The following is a 19,388-nucleotide window of genomic DNA, read 5'->3' as shown; positions in this document are numbered from 1 at the left end:
GGGTTCACTCCCCGTCGAAGGCCTTCTTCACCGTGGCGATGTCGAGCTTGATCATCTTCATCATGGCCGCCATCGCGCGGGCCGCCTTGGCCGCGTCCTTGTCCTGGAACATGCGGATGAGCGGCATCGGCGTGACCTGCCACGACACGCCGAAGCGGTCGGTGAGCCAGCCGCACTGCACGGGCTGGCCGCCGCCCTCGAGCAGCTTGTCCCAGTAGTAGTCGACCTCCTCCTGCGTCTCGCAGGTCACGATGAGCGAGATGGCCGGCGTGATCTTGTACTCGGGCCCGCCGTTGAGCACCATGAACGACTGCCCGTCGAGCTCGAAGGTCGCCGTGAGCAGCTTGCCCTTCTTGGCGGGATTCACATCGCCCCAGAGCAGCGTGTCGGTGAGGCGCGACTTGGGAAAGATGGCGGTGTAGAAGTTGACCGCATCCTCTCCGTTGCCGTCGAACCAGAGGCAGGGAATGATCTTCTGCATGGAATCTCCTTGGGTTGAATGATGAACTGAAGGGTTCAGTATCAAAGCCGAAGCGGCGCCCTGTCAACCTGCGCCGCGGCTGTCAGTGAGAAGTTCGCAGGCGGGGCCGCGGGCCACAATGGGCCGGTCCTTCGCTTCGGAACTGCCATGTTCGCCCCTTCCAGAAACCGCCTTGGCGCCCAGGCTTTGCTCACCGCCGCGCTCGCCGCCCTGGCGGTGTCGGCCGGCGCGGCCGATGCCACCTACCCCGACGCCGCCGCCAGTGACCCCGCCAGGCTCGGCTGGATGACCGGTTCGCCGCCGCCATCCGACCGCACGCTGCGTTTCGACGACGGTAGCTATTTCCAGTTTCCGGCGATGCGCTGGAGCGTGTCGAATTTCCGCCAGCTGATGCCGACCGTGAACGTGTCGCGCGGGCTCGGTGCGCCGTCTGCCCTGCCCCAGGCCTTGCGCAAGGACATCGACACGCTGCGCTTCACGCCGCTCGGCGCGAAGACGCCCATGACCTGGGACGCATCGCTGGCCGCCACCTACACCGACGGCATCCTCGTGCTGCACCGCGGACGCGTGGTCTACGAGCGCTACTTCGGCGTGCTGAAAGACGACGGCCAGCACGGCGCCATGTCGGTCACCAAGTCGGTGGTCGGCACGCTGGGCGCGATGCTGGTGGCCGAAGGCACGCTCGACGCCAACAAGCCGGTGGCCCACTACGTGCCCGAACTGGCGACATCGGCCTTTGGCAACGCCACCGTGCGCCAGGTGCTCGACATGACCACGGGCCTGAAGTTCAGCGAGGACTACGCCGACCCGAAGGCCGAGGTCTGGGCCCATGCGCAGGCCGGCAACCCGCTGCCCAAGCCCAAGGACTACACCGGCCCGCGCAGCTATTACGAGTTCCTGCAGACCGTGCAGCCCGAAGGCAAGCATGGTGAAGGCTTCGGCTACAAGACCGTCAACTCCGACGTGCTGGGCTGGGTGATCGCGCGCGCCACCGGCCGCACCGTGGCGCAGCTGCTGTCGGAGCGCATCTGGCGCCACCTGGGCGCCGAGCAGGACGCCTACTTCACCGTCGATTCGATCGGCACGCCCTTCGCGGGCGGCGGCCTGAACACGGGCCTGCGCGACCTCGCGCGCTTCGGCGAGATGCTGCGCAACGACGGCCGCGTGAAAGGCCGGCAGGTCGTGCCCAAGGCTGCCGTCGAAGACATCCGCCGCGGCGGCGACAAGGCCGCCTTCGTCAAGGGCGGCTACCCGCTGCTGCAGGGCTGGAGCTACCGCAACATGTGGTGGGTGACGCACAACGACCACGGTGCCTACATGGCGCGCGGCGTGCACGGCCAGCGCATCTACATCGACCCGAAGGCCGGGATGGTGATCGTGCGCTACGCCTCGCACCCGATCGCGGGCAACGCCGCGAACGACCCGGTCACGCTGCCGGCCTTCGAGGCGCTGGGGCGGCATTTGCTGCGCGCACCGCGCTGAAAGCAGCTACCAACGGTAGGTCGCCGTGGCCGTCGTCGTGCGCGGGTAGCCGTAGTAGCAGTTGCGGTAACCGCAGTTCGCGAAGTACGTCTTGTTGGTCAGGTTGCGCAGGTTCAGCGCCAGGCTCCAGCGGTCGATGTCGTAGCCGAGCATGGCATCGAACACCGTCGAGGCCGGCACCTTGCTCGGCCACGCGGCCTCGCCGTCGCCGTAGTTCGAGCCCGTGTAGCGCGCGCCCAGGCCCACCTTCACGCCGCCGGCGAAGCGGTAGTCCGCCCACACTGACAGCCGGTGGCGCGGCACGGCCGTGGCCTGCTTGCCGATCTCGCTCGTGTTGGCGCTTGCCGTGACGATGGCCCGCGGCGTGTAGCTGTACGACGCCGTGAGGTTCAGGCGCGAGGCGATCTCGGCCGTGGCCTCGAGCTCCAGGCCGCGCACCGAGATCTCGCCCGTCTGCTTGGGCATGAACTCGCCGTCGTAGCTGATGTAGTTCTTGCGCCGCAGGTCGAAGATGGCGGCGCTGTACATCGCCTTGCTGCCCGTGGGCTGGTAGCGCACGCCGGCCTCGTATTGCTTGCCGCTTTCGGGCTTGAACGGGTCGCCCGACACCGGGTCGATGGTGGCCGTGGGCGCGAACGACTCCGAGTAGCTCAGGTACGGTGCCCAGCCGCTCGGGTGCAGGTAGACCAGGCCGGCCCGGCTGGTGAACTTGTGGTCGCGCATGCGCTGGCGCGAGCCGTCGAGGCGGCTGTCCACCGTGCTGTCGGCGGTGTCGTAGCGCCCGCCCAGCGTCAGCGTCCAGCGCTCGCCCCACTTGATCTGGTCCTGCAGGTAGACGCCGGTCTGCGCGAGCCGCGTGATGCCATCGAAGTACGGCGCGGGCCGCTCGATCGGCCCGCCGTACACCGGCGCGTAGATGTTCAGCGGCGAGGCGCTGCCGCCGCTGAAGGTGACCTGGTCGATGCGGGTGCGCTGGTAGTCCAGCCCGACCAGCACCTTGTGCTGCGTCTCGCCCAGGCGGAAGTCGGCCTGCAGCTGGTTGTCGAGTGCCAGCGCGCCGATGTTCTCGCGGCTACCGAACACGCTGCGCGACATCTGCTGGAAGTTCAGCGGGTCGTTCGGCACGTCGGGGTTCAGCGCCATGAAGCCCTTCAGCTGCGTGCCCGTGTAGTCGAGCTTCTGGTGCGCGTAGCGCGCGTTCTGCCGCACCGTGAAGGTGTCGTTGATGCGGTGCTCGAACTGGTAGCCGACCATCTGCTGGTCCTGGTCGAAGCGGTCGAAGCCGGGCTCGCCGACGAAGAGTTTCGAGGGAATGGTGGTGCCGATCGCGGTCGGATCGAGCGAGCCGACCTGCGGCCGTGCGCGCGTATAGACGCCGCCGCGCGTGCGCGAGAACTGCGACAACAGCGTGAGCGTGGTGTCGCTCGACGGCTTCCAGGTGAGCGCAGGCGCGATGTACATGCGGTCGTCGGCCTCCTTGCCCGCCGGCAGTTGCGCGTCGCGCACGAGGCCGGTGATGCGGTACAGCAGCTTGCCGTCGGCGTCGAGTGCGCCCGAGAAATCGCCCGCCACCTGCTTGCGGGCATGGTCGCCCACCTGCAGCTGCAGCTCGCGCACGGGCTCCGCCGTCGGGCGCTTGCTGACCACGTTCACCACCCCGCCGGGGCCGCTCATGCCGTACAGCACCGACGACGGGCCGCGCAGCAGCTCGATGCGCTCGGCGCCGTAGTTCTCGGTGCGCCACACGCCCCAGGTGCTGTTGTTGCGCAGTGGCAGGCCGTCCAGGTAGAAGCCCGGCGAATAGGCGTCGAAGCCACGCAGCGAGATCCAGTCGTAGCGCGAATCGGCGCCGTAGGTGGTGGTCGACACGCCCGGTGTGTAGCCCAGCGCGTCCTTCAGGTTGGTGGCGCCGATGGCCTCGATGCGGTCGGCCGTGATGACCGAGATCGACTGCGGCGTCTCGATGATCGGCGTGTCGGTCTTGGTGGCTGTGGCGCTGCGTTTGGCGACATAGCCCTGCACCCGGCCCGTGGCGCTTTCCTCGCCGTCGGCCACGACGGTCACGGCCGGCAGCGTGGACGTGCCGCCCGTGGCGGGCGCCGTCTTGATGACCGCCGCATTGCCTTCCATCGTGGCCGCCAGGCCGCTGCCGGCCAGCAGCCGGTCGAGTGCCTGCCGGGCCGTCAGGCTGCCCGAGATGGCGGGCGCGGTCTTGCCCGCGACCAGGCTCTGCTGCACGACCAGCTGGATGCGGGTCTGCCGCGCCCAGTCGTTCAGCGCCTCGGCCAGCGGCTGGGCCGCGATGTGGATCGGCTGGGGCGCGCCCTGCGCCCGGGCCATCAGGGGCGCGTTCGCCAGGGCCAGTGCAACGGCCAGGGCCAGCGGCGCGGGTGTCATCTTTGTTCTCAAGCGCTTCGTCATCGAACGTCTTCCAGGTAGTGAATGCAAATGGTTCCTATCTGGGCTGACGCACGAGCCGGCGGAATCCCCGTAGTGCCGGCGAGAAATTCTTGATTCTTTTGTTTCAGGGGGCCGGCAGGATTTCCGCGACCGTGCCGGCTTCCTTCAGCCGCACCGGCAAGGCGCTGGCCAGGGCGCGCCGCAGCGTGCGCGCGTCCCGCGGGTCGAAGGTGCCGCTCAGTCGCAGGGCCGCCACGGCCGGGTCGTTCACCACCAGGCCGGTGCTGCCGTAACGCTCCAGCTCGGCCAGCGCGCGGGCCAGCGGCGTGTCGACGAAGCTCAGGCGGTGCTCGCGCCAGGGCGCGATGCCGTCGCGCGGCACGGCCGAGACGGCGGAGAACCGGCCCTGCGCATCGCTCTCCACCTGGCGCCCAGCGGTCAGGAAGACTTCGCTCGTCGCATCCGGCGCCCGGCGCAGCACGCGCACCTTGCCCTCTTCCACCGACACCCGCGTGCCGTCGGCGCCCGGCATGCCGGGGGTGTGGCGCACGGCAAAGCGCGTGCCGACCACCCGCACGCGCAGCGGCCCGGCCAGCACGTCGAACGGGCGTTTCGCATCGGACTGCACGGCGAAGACCGCCTGCCCGTCGATCAGCGTCACCTCGCGGCGGTCGCGGAACAGGCGCACTTCGAGGCGGGTGGCGGTGTCCAGCCGCAGCCGGGAGCCGTCGGGCAGCGGCGCCTCGAGCTGCTGGCCGCGTCGGGTGGCGAAGGCCTGTTCGAACACGGGCTGGGCCTGCACATGGCGCCAGCCGAGATAGCCGGCGCCGACCACCATGCCGGAAGCAGCCAGCACAAAAGCCGGCTTCAGGAAGCCGCGGCGCGTGGGTGCGGCGGGCGCGCGGCCTTCGAAGCCGCTGCGCCAGCCCGCGACCGTCTCGGGCGCGATCGCGTCGAAGGCGCGCCAGCGCGACTCCCATTCGCGAAACGCCTCGCCATGGCGCGCATCGGCACCCAGCCAAGCCTGGAACGCGCGCTCGTCGGACGCGCTCCAGTGCGTGCGCTGGCGGCGGACGAACCAGTCCAGCACGTCCTGTCGCAGGCGCAGGGCTTCTTCGGACGGAGGCGACGTGAGGGTCATGACGTGGGGATCATTCTTATGGGGGTAGACGCACGAGCGTGGTCAAACCCTGTAATGGGGCGTCTCATCTCACTCTGAACCACGGGTCCGCTCCAGGCACGCCCAGCATGCCTCCATCGCAATACGCAACTGCATCTCGACCGTCCGCACCGAAATGCCCATGCGCGCAGCCACCTCGGCGTACGAGAGCCCGTCGAACTTGTAGAGCACGAAGGCTTCGCGGCAGCGCGGAGGCAGCCGGTCGATGGTCTCGACCATGGCCGCCATGCCCTGGCTGGACGACAGGATGGCGTCGGGCTCGAAGGTGGGCGGGCCGATGCAGTCGTCGGCGTCGGGCGGTGCGTCATCGGGCGCCGCCGTGTCGCCGCCCGCGCGCACGCTGGTGCGGCGGTGGTGGTCGGTGACGAGGTTGCGGGCCGTGCGGTACAGCAGCGCGCGCGGGTCGCGCACCACGCTGCCGGTGCGCTGCGCCTCGTACACCCGCACGTAGCTCTCCTGCGCCAGGTCGGCCGCGGTGGCGCGGTCGGGTACCTTGCGGGACAGAAAGCTCAGCAGCTCGCGGTAATAGCGTTCGAACACGGGCGCACCACAGCCGGAAAGGGTTGGTCGAAGTCCAGGGGCAGGTTGGCTTCGACACGGCGTGGCTACCTGAGAGATTCAGAACAAAAGAAAACGCGAGATTATGTGCGGGTTCAACCCGCCGATCGCCGAAGGGTAGGCATTTCGCCTGCCGCGCACGGCATGCGCGCGGGCTACCCTCCCCTTCGGCCTCGTCCGGACTCGCCTGTCCTCAGTTCCCGCACGCCGGGTGCTTCTGCCCTTCGGTGGTGTTCGGCAGGCCCAGGAAGTCCAGGATGTGCGGCGTCGTGCCGTCCACCTGCGTCAATGCGGTACCCCCGAGGTTGCCCACGCAGTAGCTGGGCTTGAGCGGGTTCTGGTGGTTGTTGTTCAGGATCAGCAGCGTGCTGCGTTCGGCCGCCGTCTGTCCGCCGTGGCTGCTGCCGGTGCCGCCGTGGTCCGAGGTGACGACGATCAGCCATTCTTCATTCGCGTAGTTCGGCCGCGACGTGAGCGCCGTGAGCACCTGCTGGATCTGCTGGTCTTCGCCGGCGATCTTGCCCTGGTAGTAGGCATTGAGCGGGTCGTAGCTCGGCGCGTGGACGTCGACGTTGTGCAGGTAGTAGAAGATCGCCGTCGGCGGGTGCTTCCAGCTCAGCCAGCCCTTCACCGCATCGGTGGCCTGCTGCGAATTCTTGGCCGCGTTGGCGACCACGAAGTCGGCCAGCGCGGGGCGCAGGTTGTGGGTGATGTTGAACCAGTCGCCCACCACCGCCGTCGTGGCCGTCGGCCAGGCCGCCTTGATCTGGTCGAACACGTGCGTCTTCTTCAGCGGCAAGGTGGTGGTGTTCGAGGTCACGCCATGCTTGTCGGCCCAGAAGCCGGTGAACACCGACGACCAGCCCGGCCCGCTCACGGTCGCCTGCTTGGTGCCGCCCGCCAGCACGTTGCCGTGGAAGGCGCCGCCGGCGATCAGCGCCGACATCGCCGGCGTCTGCACGCAGCCGGCGCACTGGATGGCGTCGCCGCGCAGGCCGTCGATGCCGATCAGCAGGATGTGCTTGTTGCCGGGCACGGGGTTGGGAACGCCCTCGCCCGCGATCAGCGAGTAGTGGTCGTAGGGGTTGCCGACGTAGTCGGTCTTCAGGCCGCCGATGTCGCTGGCGCGCTTGTCGCTGAGGTCGCAGCGCTGGTTGGTCTTGTGGTAGTCGAAGGACTTGCACCACGACGAGCGGCTCGCGTCGGTGCAGGCGTTGGCGCAGTCGGCGGGCGTCACGGTCTGCAGGGCCTCGGTGTTGTAGCCGCTGATGGCCGCATTGGGCGTGTGCGCGAAAGGCTTCAGCGGATCGGGCTTGAGGCTGTAGTGGTCATAGGGGTTGCCGGGGTAGTCGGTCTTCAGCCCGCCCACGTCGGCGGCGCGCTTGTCGCTCAGGTCGCAGCTCTGGCCGGCCTTGTTGTAGTCGAACGAGACGCACCAGGCGCCGCGTGGCGCGCCCAGGCAGGCCGACGCGCACATCTCGGGCGTGGACTGCGTCAGGTTCTCGATGTTGTTGCCGGAGATGGCTGCGTTCGGCGTGGCCGCGAAAGCGTCCAGCGCGGCGGCGCCTGCATGCCCGGCGAGTGCGGCAAGCAGCAGGCCCGCCAGGGATGCACGGATCGATGACTTCATGAGGTCTCCTCATCACAGGGTCGTGGGGTGATTCCCGGGCACCGCCTCGCCGTTTTTTCAGTGCGAGTGCAACGCCGGGCGGAGTAAATCACCGCCGCCTGCCATCGATCCAATTCAAAAATCTTCGATGTTGTATTGAGCAGAGCTATACATCGCCGCGTCACGCAACGCGATCAGGCCGCGATCAAACCGCGCGGTTCGAGAACGCCATCACCCCGTCGTCCACGCGCCCGAGGCGCAGCAGGAGGATGTCGCGCAGGTAGTTCTGGTGCAGCTTCCACGGCGTGTGCGCGCCCTGCTTGGGAAACTTGTCGAGCGAGCGCTGCACGTAGCCCGAGCTGAAATCGATCCACGGTTCGGGCGACAGGTCGGGGCCCGCGTTGTGCGGCGTGCATTGCCGCCAGCCGTGCTTGTGCATGTGGTTCAGCAGCCGGCAGACGTAGGCGCAGGTCAGGTCGCACTTGAGCGTCCACGAGGCGTTCGTGTAGCCGAAGGACGAGGCCAGGTTGGGCACGTCGCTGTACATCATGCCCTTGTAGTTGAAGGTCGCTGCGGGGTCGACGCGGCGGCCGTCCACGCTCAGTTCGATGCCGCCGAGCACCTGCAACTCGAGGCCGGTGGCGGTGACGATGATGTCGGCCTCGAGTTCGCGGCCCGACTTCAGCCGCAGGCCCTCGGGCGTGAAGGTGTCGACGTGGTCCGTGACCATCGAGGCGCGCCCCGCGTTCAGCGCCGCGAACAGATCGCCGTCGGGCACGAGGCACAGGCGCTGGTCCCACGGGTTGTAGCGCGGCGTGAAGTGCGTGGCGATGTCGTAGCCGGGCCCGAGCGCGTGGCGCACGCCGCCCAACAGCATGCGCCTGACGCGTGCCGGCTTGCGCCGCGCGAGACGGAAGAACAGCATGCCGAGCGTCACGTTCTTCCAGCGCGTGAGGCGGTACGCGGCCATCGCCGGCAGCAGGCGCCGCAGGCGATTGGCAATGGGGTCTTCGGCCGGGCGCGCCACCACGTAGGTCGGCGAGCGCTGCAGCAGCGTGACGTGCGCGGCGGTCTGGGCCATGGCGGGCACCAGTGTCATTGCAGTGGCGCCGCTGCCGATCACGACCACGCGCTGGCCGCTGTGGTCCAGGTCGGCGGGCCAGTGCTGCGGATGGACGATGCGGCCCTGGAAGTCGGCCATGCCGGCGAAGTCGGGCGTGTAGCCCGCCTCGTAGCGGTAATAGCCGCTGCACAGGAACAGGAAGTTGCAGCGCCACTGAACGAGCTGCTTGTCGGGGCCCTGCTCCACATCGACCGTCCAGCAGGCGTCGGCGCTCGACCAGGCGGCGCGCACCACGCGGTGCTGGTAGTGGATCTTGTCCTCGACGCCGTGCTGGCGCGCAGTGTCGCGCACGTACTGCAGGATCGACGGACCGTCGGCGATCGCCTTGGCCTGCGTCCACGGGCGGAACACGTAGCCCAGCGTGTACATGTCGGAGTCGGAACGCACGCCCGGGTAGCGGAACAGGTCCCAGGTGCCGCCGCTGCGTTCGCGCCCTTCGAGGATCGCGTAGCTGCGGCCCGGGCACTGCGCCTGCAGGTGGCAGGCGGCGCCGATGCCGGACAGGCCGGCACCGACGATCAGGACATCGACGTGCGGCGGCGCGACGGCCGGTTGTGCTGCTTCCATCGGTGGTTTGTCTCCTGCCTCATGGCTTGTCGTTGTCTGGCTTTTCTGCGGGCGTGCGCCGGATCATCAGCCAGGCGCTCACGGCACTCAGCACGGCCAGGCCGGCGCTCAGCAGCATCACCCAGCGAAAGCCTGCGACGAAGGATTCGGCCACGGCGCGCTTCACGGCGGCAACGGTGGCCGCGTCGGCCCCCGGCGGCGCGCCGGCCGCGGCCAGCCGGTCACGCTCGGCCGCAAGAAAAGCCCGCACCTCGTCCGACGCGCCCATCGCCTGCAGCCGCTCGGCCAGCGCCGCGTCGAAGGCCCAGGCCATGATGGCGCCGAACACCGCGATCGCCAGCACCGCCGCCGCGCGCGACACCGCGTTGTTCACGCCCGAGGCCACGCCCGCGAGGTCGGGCCCCACGGCGTTCATGACCGTGGTGGTGAGCGGCGCGACCGTCACCGTCATGCCAAAACCCAGCACCACCACGGCCGGCAGAAAGCCGCTCCAGTAGCTCGCACCCACGCCAGGCAGCGCGAACAGCGCAAAGCCCACGGCCGCGATGGCCGGCCCGATGACCAGCGGCACGCGCGGCCCGAAGCGGTCGACCAGCTGCCCGGCCCAGCCCGAGAGCGCGAACATCAGGAAGATGAACGGCAGCAGCGCCGCGCCCGCCACCGTGGCCGAGTAGCCCTGCACCTGGATCAGGTTGAGCGGAAAGAAATACAGCCCGCCGCCCAGCGCCGCATACAGCAGCAGCGTCAACAGGTTGGCGCCGCTGAAGTTGCCGATGCGCAGCAGCGACAGCGGCAGCATCGGCGTGCGCGCCCGGCGTTCGGCGATGACGAAGCCGACGCTGCCCACGACACCGATGGCCAGTGCCGCGAGCACGGCCGGCGAACGCCAGCTCTGCGTCGGCGCCTCGATGAAGGCGTAGACGATGCCGCCCAGCCCGGCGGTTGCCAGCAGCGCGCCCCACAGGTCGAGCCCGCCACGCGCCGCGGCGCCTTTGCTCTCGGGCACGTGGCGGCGCACGATCCACAGCACCAGCAGCGCCATCGGCACGTTGATGAGAAAAGCCCAGATCCACGAGAAGTGATCGACCAGGAAACCACCCAGCACCGGCCCCACCGCCGCCGTGATGCCGCTGAAGCCCGACCAGGTGCCGATGGCCTTCCCGCGTTCCTTCTCGGGAAACGACGCGCTGATGAGCGCCAGGCTGCCCGGCACCAGCAGCGCCCCGCCGATGCCTTGAATCGCGCGTGCGGCGATGAGCTGTTGCACGTCGGCTGCGAGCGCACAGCCCACCGACGACAAAGCGAACACGACGACGCCGATGGCAAAGATGCGCCGCCGTCCGTAGCGGTCGCCGAGCGCGCCGCCCACCAGCAGCAGCGCCGCGAGCAGCAAGGCGTACGACTCGACCACCCATTGCGCCTGGAAGGCCGTGGCATGCAGATCGGCCTGGATGGCAGGCAACGCGACGTTGACCACGGTGCCGTCGATGAAGGCCATGCTCGAACCGACGATGGCCGCGGCCAGCACCCAGGGCTTGGACGCTTCGGGGCAGGCGCCCTCTTCCGTGGGAGATGGAGACCCATGCAGGATCAGCGTGTCGTCGCAGGGCGCCTTGCCGATCTGTGCCATTGGGCCTCCGTTCTAGCGGATGGCGGCGTGGTGCCTTCCCCCGTCGGGGAAAGGTGAAAGCCTCAGGTCGCGCACGCCGTCGCGCCCGGGTTCGCCCGCGCCGCGTTCACGCTGCGCGCCATGGCCGCCGCCGCCGCGGCCGTCACGCGCTGCGCGCCCTGCGCCAGCGCGTCCATGCCGCCGCCGGTGGCTTCGCCCGCGTCGAGCCGGCACACCAGCGTGCGCGCCTCGTCGGAACGGCGCAGGGTCCAGGTGAAGCCGGCGTCCACGCGCCCGCCGTCCACCATCTCGAACTGGCGCACCTGCACCGCCACGCGCCACACGGGCTGCGAGGTCTGGCGGCCGCCCTGCGTGACGTCGAGCGCGCCGAGCCGGCTGGCGATGCCGCTGCCCAGCGCGTCGCGCAGCTCGTTCTCGAAGGACGAGGCCCAGCGGTGCTGCTCGAGCACGTCGACCTGCACGCCGCCGGTCGGGCGGCGCACCACCATCTGCGGGCGCGCCAGCCGCTCGGGCACGGCCACGGGCGCGAGCTCGATGTACAGCGGCGTGGCGGCATCGCTCTGGCGCGGCGCGGCGTCGGTGAGCGCGGGCGGGCTGGCCAGCGTGTAGTAGCTGTCGGGCTTGCTCGCGCAGCCTGCCAGCAGCAGCAACGCGGCGGCGCCCGCGAGCGCGAAGGTCGTCGTCGTCTTCATTTCTTGTCGTCCGGTTTGCCGCGCAGCAGCGATTCGGGATGGCGTTCAAGGTAGTCGGTCAGCACGCGCACCGAGCCGGCGGCGCGCGTCAGCTCGCGCAGGGTCTGGCGCATGTCCTGCTGCAGCGGCGAGTCGTCGGCCAGCGTGCGTTCGGCCGAGTTGACGGTCTTGCGCACGTCCTTCATGGCGGCGGCCAGCTCGGGCGTCACGTCGCTGTTGATGCGGCTGACGGTCTGCTCGGTGCTGGTGAGCGTCTTGTTGAGCGTGGCCAGCGTGGTGCGCAGGTCGGTGGCGATCTGCTCGTAAGGCACCTTGTTGAGCTTGGTGGCGATTTCCTGCACCTGCGACTGGATCTCGTCCAGGCCGTTGGCGATGGTGGGCAGCTCGATCGGGCTCTTCGACAGGTCGATCTTCGCGGGCGGCGCCTTCGGGAAGAAGTCGAGCGCCACGTAGACCTGGCCGGTCAGCAGGTTGCCGTTGCGCAGTTGGGCGCGCAGGCCCTTCTCGGCCAGGAAGCGCAGCCGTTCCTGCTGCGTCGCGCGCGACTCCGTGGCCTGCGCACCGGCACCGCTCTCGCGGCGGCGCAGGCGGTCGGGGTAGATCTGCACCAGCACCGGCATGCGGAACTCGCGCTCGGCGCGGTCGAACTCGACGCCGATGGATTTCACCTCGCCCAGCACCACGCCGCGGAAGTCGACCGGTGCGCCCGGCGTGAGGCCGCGCAGCGACTGGTTGAAGTACATCAGCAGCGTCTGCGAGGGGCCGTCGGGCTCCTTCATGGCGGCGCTTTCGTCCTGCGCCAGCGCGAAGGCCGTGTTCTCCTTGGCCAGCGGGCCCATGGCGTCGTCGGGCGCCTGGAAGGCGATGCCGCCGAGCAGGATGGTGGCCAGCGACTGCGTGCGCAGCGTGAAGCCGCTGGCGCTGAGCTGCGCGTCGATGCCGCTGGCCTGCCAGAAGCGCGTGTTCATGCCGACGAACTTGTCGTACGGCGCGTTCACGAACACCCGCAGCGTGACGCCGCGGCCGTCGCCGTCGAGCTCGTAGGCCGCGACCTGCCCGACCTTGATGCGCCGGAAGTACACGGGCGAACCGACATCGAGCGAGCCCACGTCGCGCGCGCGCAGCAAAAACTGCTGGCCCGAGTCGCCGCGCGTGACGATGGGCGGGGCTTCGAGGCCGGTGAACTCGCCCGCGGTTTCCTTCTCGACGCCCGCATCGGCGCCGATGTAGGCGCCCGACAGCAGCGTGCCCAGGCCCGAGATGCCCGAGGTGTCCAGCCGCGGCCGCACCACCCAGAAGCGCGAGTCGGCCGAGGTGAAGCCCTCGGCATCCTTGTTGAGCTGCACCAGCACGCGCACGTGCGAGCGGTCGCGCGCCAGCCGCAGGCTCTGCACCAGGCCGATCTGCACGTCCTTGTATTTCACGGCGGTCTTGCCGGCTTCGAGGCCCTCGGCCGTCTTGAAGGTCAGCACGATCTCGGGGCCGCGCTCCATGAGGATGCGGGCCACCAGCGTCACGCCGACCAGCGCGGCGACGATGGGAATCAGCCAGATCAGCGAGGGCAGCCATTCGCGGCGGCGCGCCACTTTCGGCTTCGGCAGCGCGGGCGGGGCCGACGCTGCCGGACGGTCTTGCGGTTGCGTGTCTTCTTCACTCATGCGATTTTTTCTTCCCTGCTTTCAATCTGTCGTTCGTCCATGTCTGCTTGCGGCACCGGGCCGTCCCACGTCAGGCGCGGGTCGAAGCTCAGCGAGGCCAGCATGGTCAGCACCACCACCGCGCCGAAGGCCGCGATGCCCACGCCCGCGGTGATGACCGCGAAGCCCTGGATCTGCACCAGCCCGGTCAGCAGCGACACCACGAACACGTCGAGCATCGACCAGCGCCCGATGATCTCGATGATGTGATACAGCTTGGCCCGCTCGCGCCGGCGCCAGTTGCTGCGCCGCTGCGCCAGCACCACAAGCAAGAGCAGTACCGCCAGCTTGAACAGCGGCACCAGGAAGCTCGCGATGAACACGATGGCCGCCAGCCCCCAGGCGCCCGACACCCAGAAGTAGATGACGCCGCTGAGGATGGTGTCGTACTGCGCGCCGAACAACGTGCGCGTGATCATCACCGGCAGCAGGTTGGCCGGGATGTACATGATGCAGGCCGCGATCAGGAAGGCCCAGGTGCGGTTCAGGCTCTGCGGCTTGCGCGTGTGCAGGTGCGTGCCGCAGCGGGCGCAGGCGTCGCCATCTTCGGCATCGCGCCAGACGGCGGTGCAGTGCGTGCAGACGTGCAGGCCGAGCGCGGCGGCCGTCGGCACCGGGTTCTCGTGGTCGTGCTCGTCGTCGGCCTGCGCCTCCCAGGGGCGTGCCGAGGCCAGACGGGCGGGCAGCCCGCGCATGTTCATGCGCGCACCTCCGGCGGGTCTGCCTCTGCGTTGGCATCTTCCTCATCGGCCTGACGGAAGGTCATCTCCCAGAACGCGCCCGGGTTGAACGACAGCACGGCCGTGAGCGTCACGGTGAGCGCCACGAAGGCCCACAGCGCGGGCCCCGGCACCACCGTTGCCATGCTCGACAGCTTGACGATCGCCACCAGCACGCCGAGCAGGAAGACCTCGATCATTCCCCAGGGCCGCAGCGACTGCATCATGCGCACCAGCACCGCGAAGCCCCAGGGCCGGTGCGCGCGGGCCAGCGGCACCAGCAGGTAGGCCAGGATGCACAGCTGCAGCAGCGGAAACAGGATGGTCGTGGCCAGCACCAGCAGCGCCACCGGCGACATGCCCTCGGCGCTCAGCACCACCACCGCGCCGGCCAGCGTGGTCTGGCTGCGCAGGCCCTGCAGCTCGATCTCGACGATGGGAAACAGGTTGGCGATGGCGAACATGATCAGGCTCGCGACCGTCAGCGGCAGGATGCGCCGCTGCTGCGCGCCCGGGTGCCGGTCGAGCTCGGTGCCGCAGCGCGGGCACTCGGCCACGTCGCGCGGCGCCAGCGGTGTGCGGGCGTAGACCGCGTCGCAGCCCGGACAGACCACGGTGTCAGGTACTTCCTTCATGAGGCCGTACCCTACCTTATTCAGGCATGCGGACTTGTCGTCTTCAGCCGCAGACTGCTGAAAACCGCCGCCACCGCCGCGCAACCCGCCGCCAGCACCAGCGCCACCACGGGGCCGTGCCCGCCATGCGGGCTCCAGACACTGAACACTGCCGCCAGCACCACGGCCCCGAGCGTCTGCCCGGTGAGTCGCGCCGTGCCCAGCATGCCGCTGGCCGCACCACTTCGGTGCGCGGGTGGCGAGCTCACGATGGTGTGGTTGTTGGGCGACTGGAACAGGCCGAAGCCCAGGCCGCACAGCGCCATGCGCCAGGCGATGTCGGCATTGCCCGGATGCGCCGGCAGCGCCGCCAGCAGCGCCAGGCCCGTCGCCAGCAGGCCCAGGCCGATGCCGCCCAGCAGCCCGTCGGGGTAGCGTCCGATGAGCCGCCCGGCGATGGGCGCCATCACCACGATGGCCAGCGGCCAGGCCGTGATCAGCAGGCCGGCCTCGATGTGGCTGCGGCCGTACACGTCGAGCAGCAAAAACGGCAGCGCGATGTACGCCAGCATCTGCGCGCAGAACGCCGCCACCGAGGTTCCCATCGACAGCGCGAACACCGGGATGCGCAGCAGGTCGATGGGAAAGAGCGGCACCGCCTGCGTGCGCTGGCGCCGCAGGTAGACGAAGCCCACTGCCAGCCCGGCCCCCAGCGTGGCCCAGGCCGACCACGGCGTGCCCGTGGCCTGCACCCCGCCCTCGCGCACGCCCAGGTGGTCCACGCCGAGGAAGACCAGCGAGAACATCAGCACATTGAGCGTCACGTCGACCAGCGAGAAGCGCGCGCCGGCGGCCGGCGCCGAGCGGTTGAACGGCAGCGCGCGCATGCCGAGTGCGAAGGTGACGATGCCCAGCGGCACGTTGATGGCAAAGAGCCACGGCCACGACGCCACCGACAAAATCGCCGCCGCCACCGAGGGCCCGGCCACCGACGAGGTGGCGACCACCAGCGAATTGATGGCCATGCCCCGGCCCAGCTGCGCCGAGGGGAACGTGAGCCGCACCAGCGCCGCGTTGACGCTCATGATCCCCGCCGCGCCCAGCCCCTGCAGCGCGCGCGACGCGATCAGCGTGGCGAGCGAATTGGCGAAGGTCGCGGCCAGCGACGACACGGTGAACACCGCCATGCCCACCAGGTACACGCGCCGGTAGCCCACGAGGTCGCCCAGCGAGGCCAGCGGCAGCAGCATCACCAGCGTGGCGATCTGGTAGGCGTTGACCACCCAGATGGCTTGCGCCGGCGTGGCCTGCAGCTCGCGCGCGATGCCGGGCAGCGCCAGGTTGACGATGGTGCCGTCGAGCACCGAGACCGTCAGCCCGAGGATGATGACCAGCATCGCCCAACCGCGCGCGGGCGCGGCCAGGCCGTCGAGGGGAAGCGGCTTGGCGTCGCTTGCTGTGGCGGCCGTCATGTCAGGCTTCTTGCGCCCTGCCCCCGGTCGGCTCCGAGCGCACACCGCCCAGCGTGAGCCAGGTCAGCACCAGCGCGATGAGCGCACCGGCCGCCATGCCCGCCACCATCGGCAGCGGCCGGCCGTTGGAGAACAGGCCCACCACCGCCATCGCGAGCGCGCCGGTCAGCATCTGCAGCGTGCCCAGCAGCGCCGAGGCCGTGCCGGCGATGGCGCCGTGCATCTCGAGCGCGAGCACGCCGGTGGTCGGGATCACGAGGCCCATGAAGCCCGAGGCGATGAAGTACAGGACGATCAGCACCCACAGGTTGTCGCCGCCCATCGCGAAGTACACGAACATGGCGACCATCGCCACGCCGCAGCAGGCCACGCCGAACTTGACGAGGTTGACCAGCCCGTAGCGCTCGCCCAGCGAGCCCGTGAACTGCGAGGCCGCGATGAAGGCCGCCGCGTTCACGCCGAAGGCCACGCTGTACATCGCGGGCGACAGGCCGTAGTGGTCGATCATCACGAACGACGAATTGGCCAGGTAGGTGAAGAAGCCCGCCATGGCGAAGCTGCCGATGAACACCAGCCCGAGGTAGTGCCAGTCGCGCAGCAGCAGCCAGTAGGCCGACAGCGCGCTGCCCAGGCTGCTTTCGACGCGCTCCGAGGCCGGGCGTGTTTCGTCGAGCAGCTTGACCATCATGGCCAGGCCCGCCACCGCGGCGATGGTGACGGCCCAGAACACGCCGCGCCAGCCGGTGAAGGCGATGACCAGGCTGCCCGCGAGCGGCGCCAGGATGGGCGACACGCTGAACACCAGCATCAGCAGCGACATCAGCCGCGCGGCGTCGGTGCCCGTGTGCAGGTCGCGCACCACGGCGCGCGGAATCGCCATGCCGGCGGCCGCGCCCAGGCCCTGCACGAAGCGCAGCGCGATCAGGGTCTGGATGTCGGTCGCCAGCGCGCAGCCCACGCTGGCCAGCGCGAACAGCACCAGCCCGGCATACAGCGGCGGCTTGCGCCCGACCATGTCGGAGATCGGGCCGTAGAGCAACTGGCCCGCGCCGAGCGACAGGAAGAAGGCGGTGAGGCTCATCTGCACCGCGCCGATGTCCGCATGCAGGCTCTGCCCGATGGCGGGCAAGGCCGGGAGGTACATGTCGATCGCGAAAGGCCCGATGGCGGAGAGCAGGCCCAGCAGCAGGGCCATTTTGAAGAACGGAGAAGAACGCATTGGGTCGATTGTGGCGAAGGCTCGCAATCGGTGCAGGCGTGGGGTCGGCGGCTTTCGCCGCTAGTGCATTCGTTCTACCGGGCGGTACGCCGCGCCCGCTCAGTACAGCGTGGCCTGCTGGCGCGCGGGCAGTTCGCGGTCGTAGGTGACGCCGTCGAAGGCCGCATCGGTCAGCGCCGAAAGGATGGCACCTGGCGTCGGCACGGTGCGCGGCGCGTCCGGCGGCACCGGCGCCCAGAGCTTGGAACGCTGGATGGCGCGGGCGCACTGGAAGAACACGGTCTCGACACTGATCTCGATCACACACTGCGGCGCACGCCCTTCCACCGCGAAGCGCGCGAGCAGCTCGGGCGCCACGCGGATGCGTGCGCGCCCGTTCACGCGCAGCGTCTCGCCCACGCCCGGAATCAGGAACAGCAAGGCCACGCGCGGGTCGACCACGATGTTGCGCAGGCTGTCGATGCGGTTGTTGCCGCGCCGCTCGGGCAGCAGCAAGGTCTTGTCGTCCTGCACCGCGACGAAGCCCGGGGCGTCGCCGCGCGGCGAGGCGTCGAGCCCGCCGGGGCCGGTGGTCGCGAGCACCGCGAACGGCGATGCGGCGATCAGCGCCTGGTAGCTCGGGTGCAGGTACGGCACTTCCTTCTTGAGCGAAGCCTCGCCCGGCAGGCCGAACAGGGCTTCGAGTTGCGCAACGGTGTCGATGGTGGTCATGGGGTGATGTTCTCCTGGATCGGGGTGGGGGGCGATGCGCGCCGGACACAGGCCAGCGCCGCCACCGCCAGCAACAGCGCGGCACTGCCGTAGATCCACGGCGGCGACGCAATGGGCAGCAGCACGCCGGCCAGCAAGGGCCCGGCGCCCGCGCCGATGTCGCGCCAGACCGCGCGGGCCGCGAGCGCCCGCACGCGCTCCGGCCCGGGCGTGCGACGCGCCACGATGGGCGGCAGGAGCGGCAGCTGCAGCGCGCGCAGCACCACGATCAGCGCCGCGCAGCTCCACAGCCAGCCCAGGCCGAAACCCACGAGCGCGAGCGACGTCACCAGCGACAGGCTCACGAGCAGGCGCTCGGCGCCGAAGTGCTCCGCCATGCGCCCGCCCACCGGTCCGAGGAAGATTTCCGCGAGGTAGCGCAATGCCAACAGCACGCCGGCCACGATCACCGCGCCACCGGGCAGCAGGTCCTTGCCGAGGTACGACAGGCCCACGATGAACAGGCCGTCGAGCGCCAGCCCTTCCATGAAGGACCAGCCGTCGAGCGCGTTCGGCCGCGAGAAGCGCCGTGTCGCGACTCCAGATGTTGCGCTGTGGTGCGGCTTCGACGGCAGCCGCCGGGTGACGAACAGCGCGAGCAACGACACCACCGCCAGCACGCCGAAGATCGCGCGCGGCCCGACCGTGTACGCCAGCAGCGCGCCGAGCGGCAGCGCGAGCACTGGCCCGGTCGCGATGAAGGCGCGCGAACGCCCACTGCGCCGCGCGGCACCCAGCGGGTCGGCCGTGGCCAGGGCCTGTGTCGACAAATTGAGCGCCGCGAAGCACAGGCCCCAGGTCAGCCGCAGCGGCAGCAGCGCCCAGAAACCCGAGAGCGTGGCGTAGCCCAGCCCGCAACACGCAGCGGCCACCACGGCCAGCGTGCAGCTCGCCCGGTCGCCGTGGCGCGCATAGAAACGCGCCACCCAGCCGTAGCCCGCGATGCGCACCAGCCGGTTGGCCGCCAGCAACAGACCGACCTCGGCCAGCGAGACGCCGAACTGCGACGCGTACATGGGCAGCAGCAGGTAGAGCACCACGTCGGCCGGCAACGAGAGGCCGAGCGCCATCGCGGCGTGGCGGGAATCCAGGTCGGTGGAACGGACGGGAACGGCGGGAGAAAGCGGTGGTGCAGCGGACATCGAGCCCGTATCGTGCCCGCTCGCGACGCCCGCCGACAAACGACATTCCCGCG

The 19,388-nt window shown here is 69.8% G+C and carries 16 protein-coding genes; 1 reads left to right on the top strand and 15 read right to left on the bottom strand.

The genetic code is table 11. The annotated features are described in order from the left end of the window. Window positions 1–4: 4 nt before the first annotated feature. Window positions 5–481 (bottom strand): VOC family protein, encoded by a 477-nt coding sequence (locus tag AC1RAD_RS13275; RefSeq protein ID WP_095947618.1) that lies wholly within the window; start codon window positions 479–481, stop codon window positions 5–7. Window positions 482–766: 285 nt separating this feature from the next. Here AC1RAD_RS13275 and AC1RAD_RS13270 point away from each other — a divergent pair, with 285 nt between their 5' ends. Then, window positions 767–1,963, top strand: coding sequence for a serine hydrolase domain-containing protein (locus tag AC1RAD_RS13270; protein WP_492736194.1), 1,197 nt, complete (start codon window positions 767–769; stop codon window positions 1,961–1,963). Window positions 1,964–1,969: 6 nt separating this feature from the next. Here the strand turns inward: AC1RAD_RS13270 and AC1RAD_RS13265 are convergent, their stop codons facing one another. From AC1RAD_RS13265 to AC1RAD_RS13200, 14 genes are all read right to left on the bottom strand, one after another. Continuing rightward, window positions 1,970–4,384, bottom strand: coding sequence for a TonB-dependent siderophore receptor (locus AC1RAD_RS13265; RefSeq protein WP_492735289.1), 2,415 nt, complete (start codon window positions 4,382–4,384; stop codon window positions 1,970–1,972). Between the two features lie 103 nt (window positions 4,385–4,487). Next, a complete protein-coding gene (locus tag AC1RAD_RS13260) occupies window positions 4,488–5,504 on the bottom strand; it encodes a FecR family protein (RefSeq protein WP_492735287.1) in 1,017 nt (338 codons plus the stop codon). Window positions 5,505–5,573: 69 nt separating this feature from the next. Next, window positions 5,574–6,083, bottom strand: a complete 510-nt coding sequence (locus AC1RAD_RS13255; protein WP_062480225.1) for an RNA polymerase sigma factor — start codon at window positions 6,081–6,083, stop codon at window positions 5,574–5,576. Window positions 6,084–6,294: 211 nt separating this feature from the next. After that, on the bottom strand, window positions 6,295–7,731 hold the full coding sequence (locus AC1RAD_RS13250; RefSeq protein WP_492735285.1) for a PAN domain-containing protein: 1,437 nt from the start codon (window positions 7,729–7,731) through the stop codon (window positions 6,295–6,297). Between the two features lie 184 nt (window positions 7,732–7,915). After that, window positions 7,916–9,400, bottom strand: a complete 1,485-nt coding sequence (locus AC1RAD_RS13245; protein ID WP_492735283.1) for a flavin-containing monooxygenase — start codon at window positions 9,398–9,400, stop codon at window positions 7,916–7,918. Window positions 9,401–9,419: 19 nt separating this feature from the next. Then, the gene (locus AC1RAD_RS13240; RefSeq protein ID WP_492735281.1) at window positions 9,420–11,030 is read right to left on the bottom strand and encodes an MFS transporter; all 1,611 of its coding nucleotides are present in this window, start codon (window positions 11,028–11,030) and stop codon (window positions 9,420–9,422) included. A gap of 62 nt (window positions 11,031–11,092) precedes the next feature. Beyond that, window positions 11,093–11,722, bottom strand: coding sequence for a PqiC family protein (locus AC1RAD_RS13235; RefSeq protein ID WP_492735279.1), 630 nt, complete (start codon window positions 11,720–11,722; stop codon window positions 11,093–11,095). Beyond that, window positions 11,719–13,380 (bottom strand): PqiB family protein, encoded by a 1,662-nt coding sequence (locus tag AC1RAD_RS13230; RefSeq protein WP_492735277.1) that lies wholly within the window; start codon window positions 13,378–13,380, stop codon window positions 11,719–11,721. The genes AC1RAD_RS13235 and AC1RAD_RS13230 overlap by 4 nt, the downstream gene beginning before the upstream one ends. Beyond that, on the bottom strand, window positions 13,377–14,114 hold the full coding sequence (locus tag AC1RAD_RS13225) for a paraquat-inducible protein A (RefSeq protein WP_492736192.1): 738 nt from the start codon (window positions 14,112–14,114) through the stop codon (window positions 13,377–13,379). The genes AC1RAD_RS13230 and AC1RAD_RS13225 overlap by 4 nt, the downstream gene beginning before the upstream one ends. Before the next feature lie 2 nt (window positions 14,115–14,116). Beyond that, complete coding sequence (locus tag AC1RAD_RS13220; protein ID WP_487846962.1) at window positions 14,117–14,773, bottom strand: paraquat-inducible protein A; 657 nt, start codon at window positions 14,771–14,773, stop codon at window positions 14,117–14,119. Window positions 14,774–14,793: 20 nt separating this feature from the next. Beyond that, window positions 14,794–16,224 carry an MFS transporter gene (locus AC1RAD_RS13215; RefSeq protein WP_492735275.1) on the bottom strand — a complete coding sequence of 477 codons (1,431 nt, stop codon included), beginning with the start codon at window positions 16,222–16,224 and terminating at the stop codon, window positions 14,794–14,796. A gap of 1 nt (window position 16,225) precedes the next feature. Further along, window positions 16,226–17,443, bottom strand: coding sequence for a multidrug effflux MFS transporter (locus AC1RAD_RS13210; RefSeq protein WP_167395025.1), 1,218 nt, complete (start codon window positions 17,441–17,443; stop codon window positions 16,226–16,228). Window positions 17,444–17,542: 99 nt separating this feature from the next. Beyond that, window positions 17,543–18,154 (bottom strand): pyridoxamine 5'-phosphate oxidase family protein, encoded by a 612-nt coding sequence (locus tag AC1RAD_RS13205; protein ID WP_492735273.1) that lies wholly within the window; start codon window positions 18,152–18,154, stop codon window positions 17,543–17,545. Then, window positions 18,151–19,335: an MFS transporter gene (locus AC1RAD_RS13200; protein ID WP_492735271.1), complete on the bottom strand. Its 1,185-nt coding sequence runs from the start codon at window positions 19,333–19,335 to the stop codon at window positions 18,151–18,153. Before AC1RAD_RS13200 ends, AC1RAD_RS13205 begins: the two co-directional genes overlap by 4 nt. Between the last annotated feature and the right edge of the window lie 53 nt (window positions 19,336–19,388).

The organism is Variovorax sp. GW823-FHT04B03 (genome assembly GCF_058796495.1).
The sequence above is the reverse complement of the archived record's forward strand: the minus strand, read 5'-3'. Positions and strand labels throughout refer to the sequence as shown.

What these genes read in the sequence shown, in the direction of transcription:
- AC1RAD_RS13275 (WP_095947618.1), bottom strand. Translation starts at nt 481, where the DNA reads ATGCAGAAGATCATTCCCTGCCTCTGGTTCGACGGCAACGGAGAGGAT.
- AC1RAD_RS13270 (WP_492736194.1), top strand. Translation starts at nt 767, where the DNA reads ATGACCGGTTCGCCGCCGCCATCCGACCGCACGCTGCGTTTCGACGAC.
- AC1RAD_RS13265 (WP_492735289.1), bottom strand. Translation starts at nt 4,384, where the DNA reads ATGACGAAGCGCTTGAGAACAAAGATGACACCCGCGCCGCTGGCCCTG.
- AC1RAD_RS13260 (WP_492735287.1), bottom strand. Translation starts at nt 5,504, where the DNA reads ATGACCCTCACGTCGCCTCCGTCCGAAGAAGCCCTGCGCCTGCGACAG.
- AC1RAD_RS13250 (WP_492735285.1), bottom strand. Translation starts at nt 7,731, where the DNA reads ATGAAGTCATCGATCCGTGCATCCCTGGCGGGCCTGCTGCTTGCCGCA.
- AC1RAD_RS13245 (WP_492735283.1), bottom strand. Translation starts at nt 9,400, where the DNA reads ATGGAAGCAGCACAACCGGCCGTCGCGCCGCCGCACGTCGATGTCCTG.
- AC1RAD_RS13240 (WP_492735281.1), bottom strand. Translation starts at nt 11,030, where the DNA reads ATGGCACAGATCGGCAAGGCGCCCTGCGACGACACGCTGATCCTGCAT.
- AC1RAD_RS13235 (WP_492735279.1), bottom strand. Translation starts at nt 11,722, where the DNA reads ATGAAGACGACGACGACCTTCGCGCTCGCGGGCGCCGCCGCGTTGCTG.
- AC1RAD_RS13230 (WP_492735277.1), bottom strand. Translation starts at nt 13,380, where the DNA reads ATGAGTGAAGAAGACACGCAACCGCAAGACCGTCCGGCAGCGTCGGCC.
- AC1RAD_RS13225 (WP_492736192.1), bottom strand. Translation starts at nt 14,114, where the DNA reads ATGCGCGGGCTGCCCGCCCGTCTGGCCTCGGCACGCCCCTGGGAGGCG.
- AC1RAD_RS13220 (WP_487846962.1), bottom strand. Translation starts at nt 14,773, where the DNA reads ATGAAGGAAGTACCTGACACCGTGGTCTGTCCGGGCTGCGACGCGGTC.
- AC1RAD_RS13215 (WP_492735275.1), bottom strand. Translation starts at nt 16,224, where the DNA reads ATGACGGCCGCCACAGCAAGCGACGCCAAGCCGCTTCCCCTCGACGGC.
- AC1RAD_RS13210 (WP_167395025.1), bottom strand. Translation starts at nt 17,443, where the DNA reads ATGCGTTCTTCTCCGTTCTTCAAAATGGCCCTGCTGCTGGGCCTGCTC.
- AC1RAD_RS13205 (WP_492735273.1), bottom strand. Translation starts at nt 18,154, where the DNA reads ATGACCACCATCGACACCGTTGCGCAACTCGAAGCCCTGTTCGGCCTG.
- AC1RAD_RS13200 (WP_492735271.1), bottom strand. Translation starts at nt 19,335, where the DNA reads ATGTCCGCTGCACCACCGCTTTCTCCCGCCGTTCCCGTCCGTTCCACC.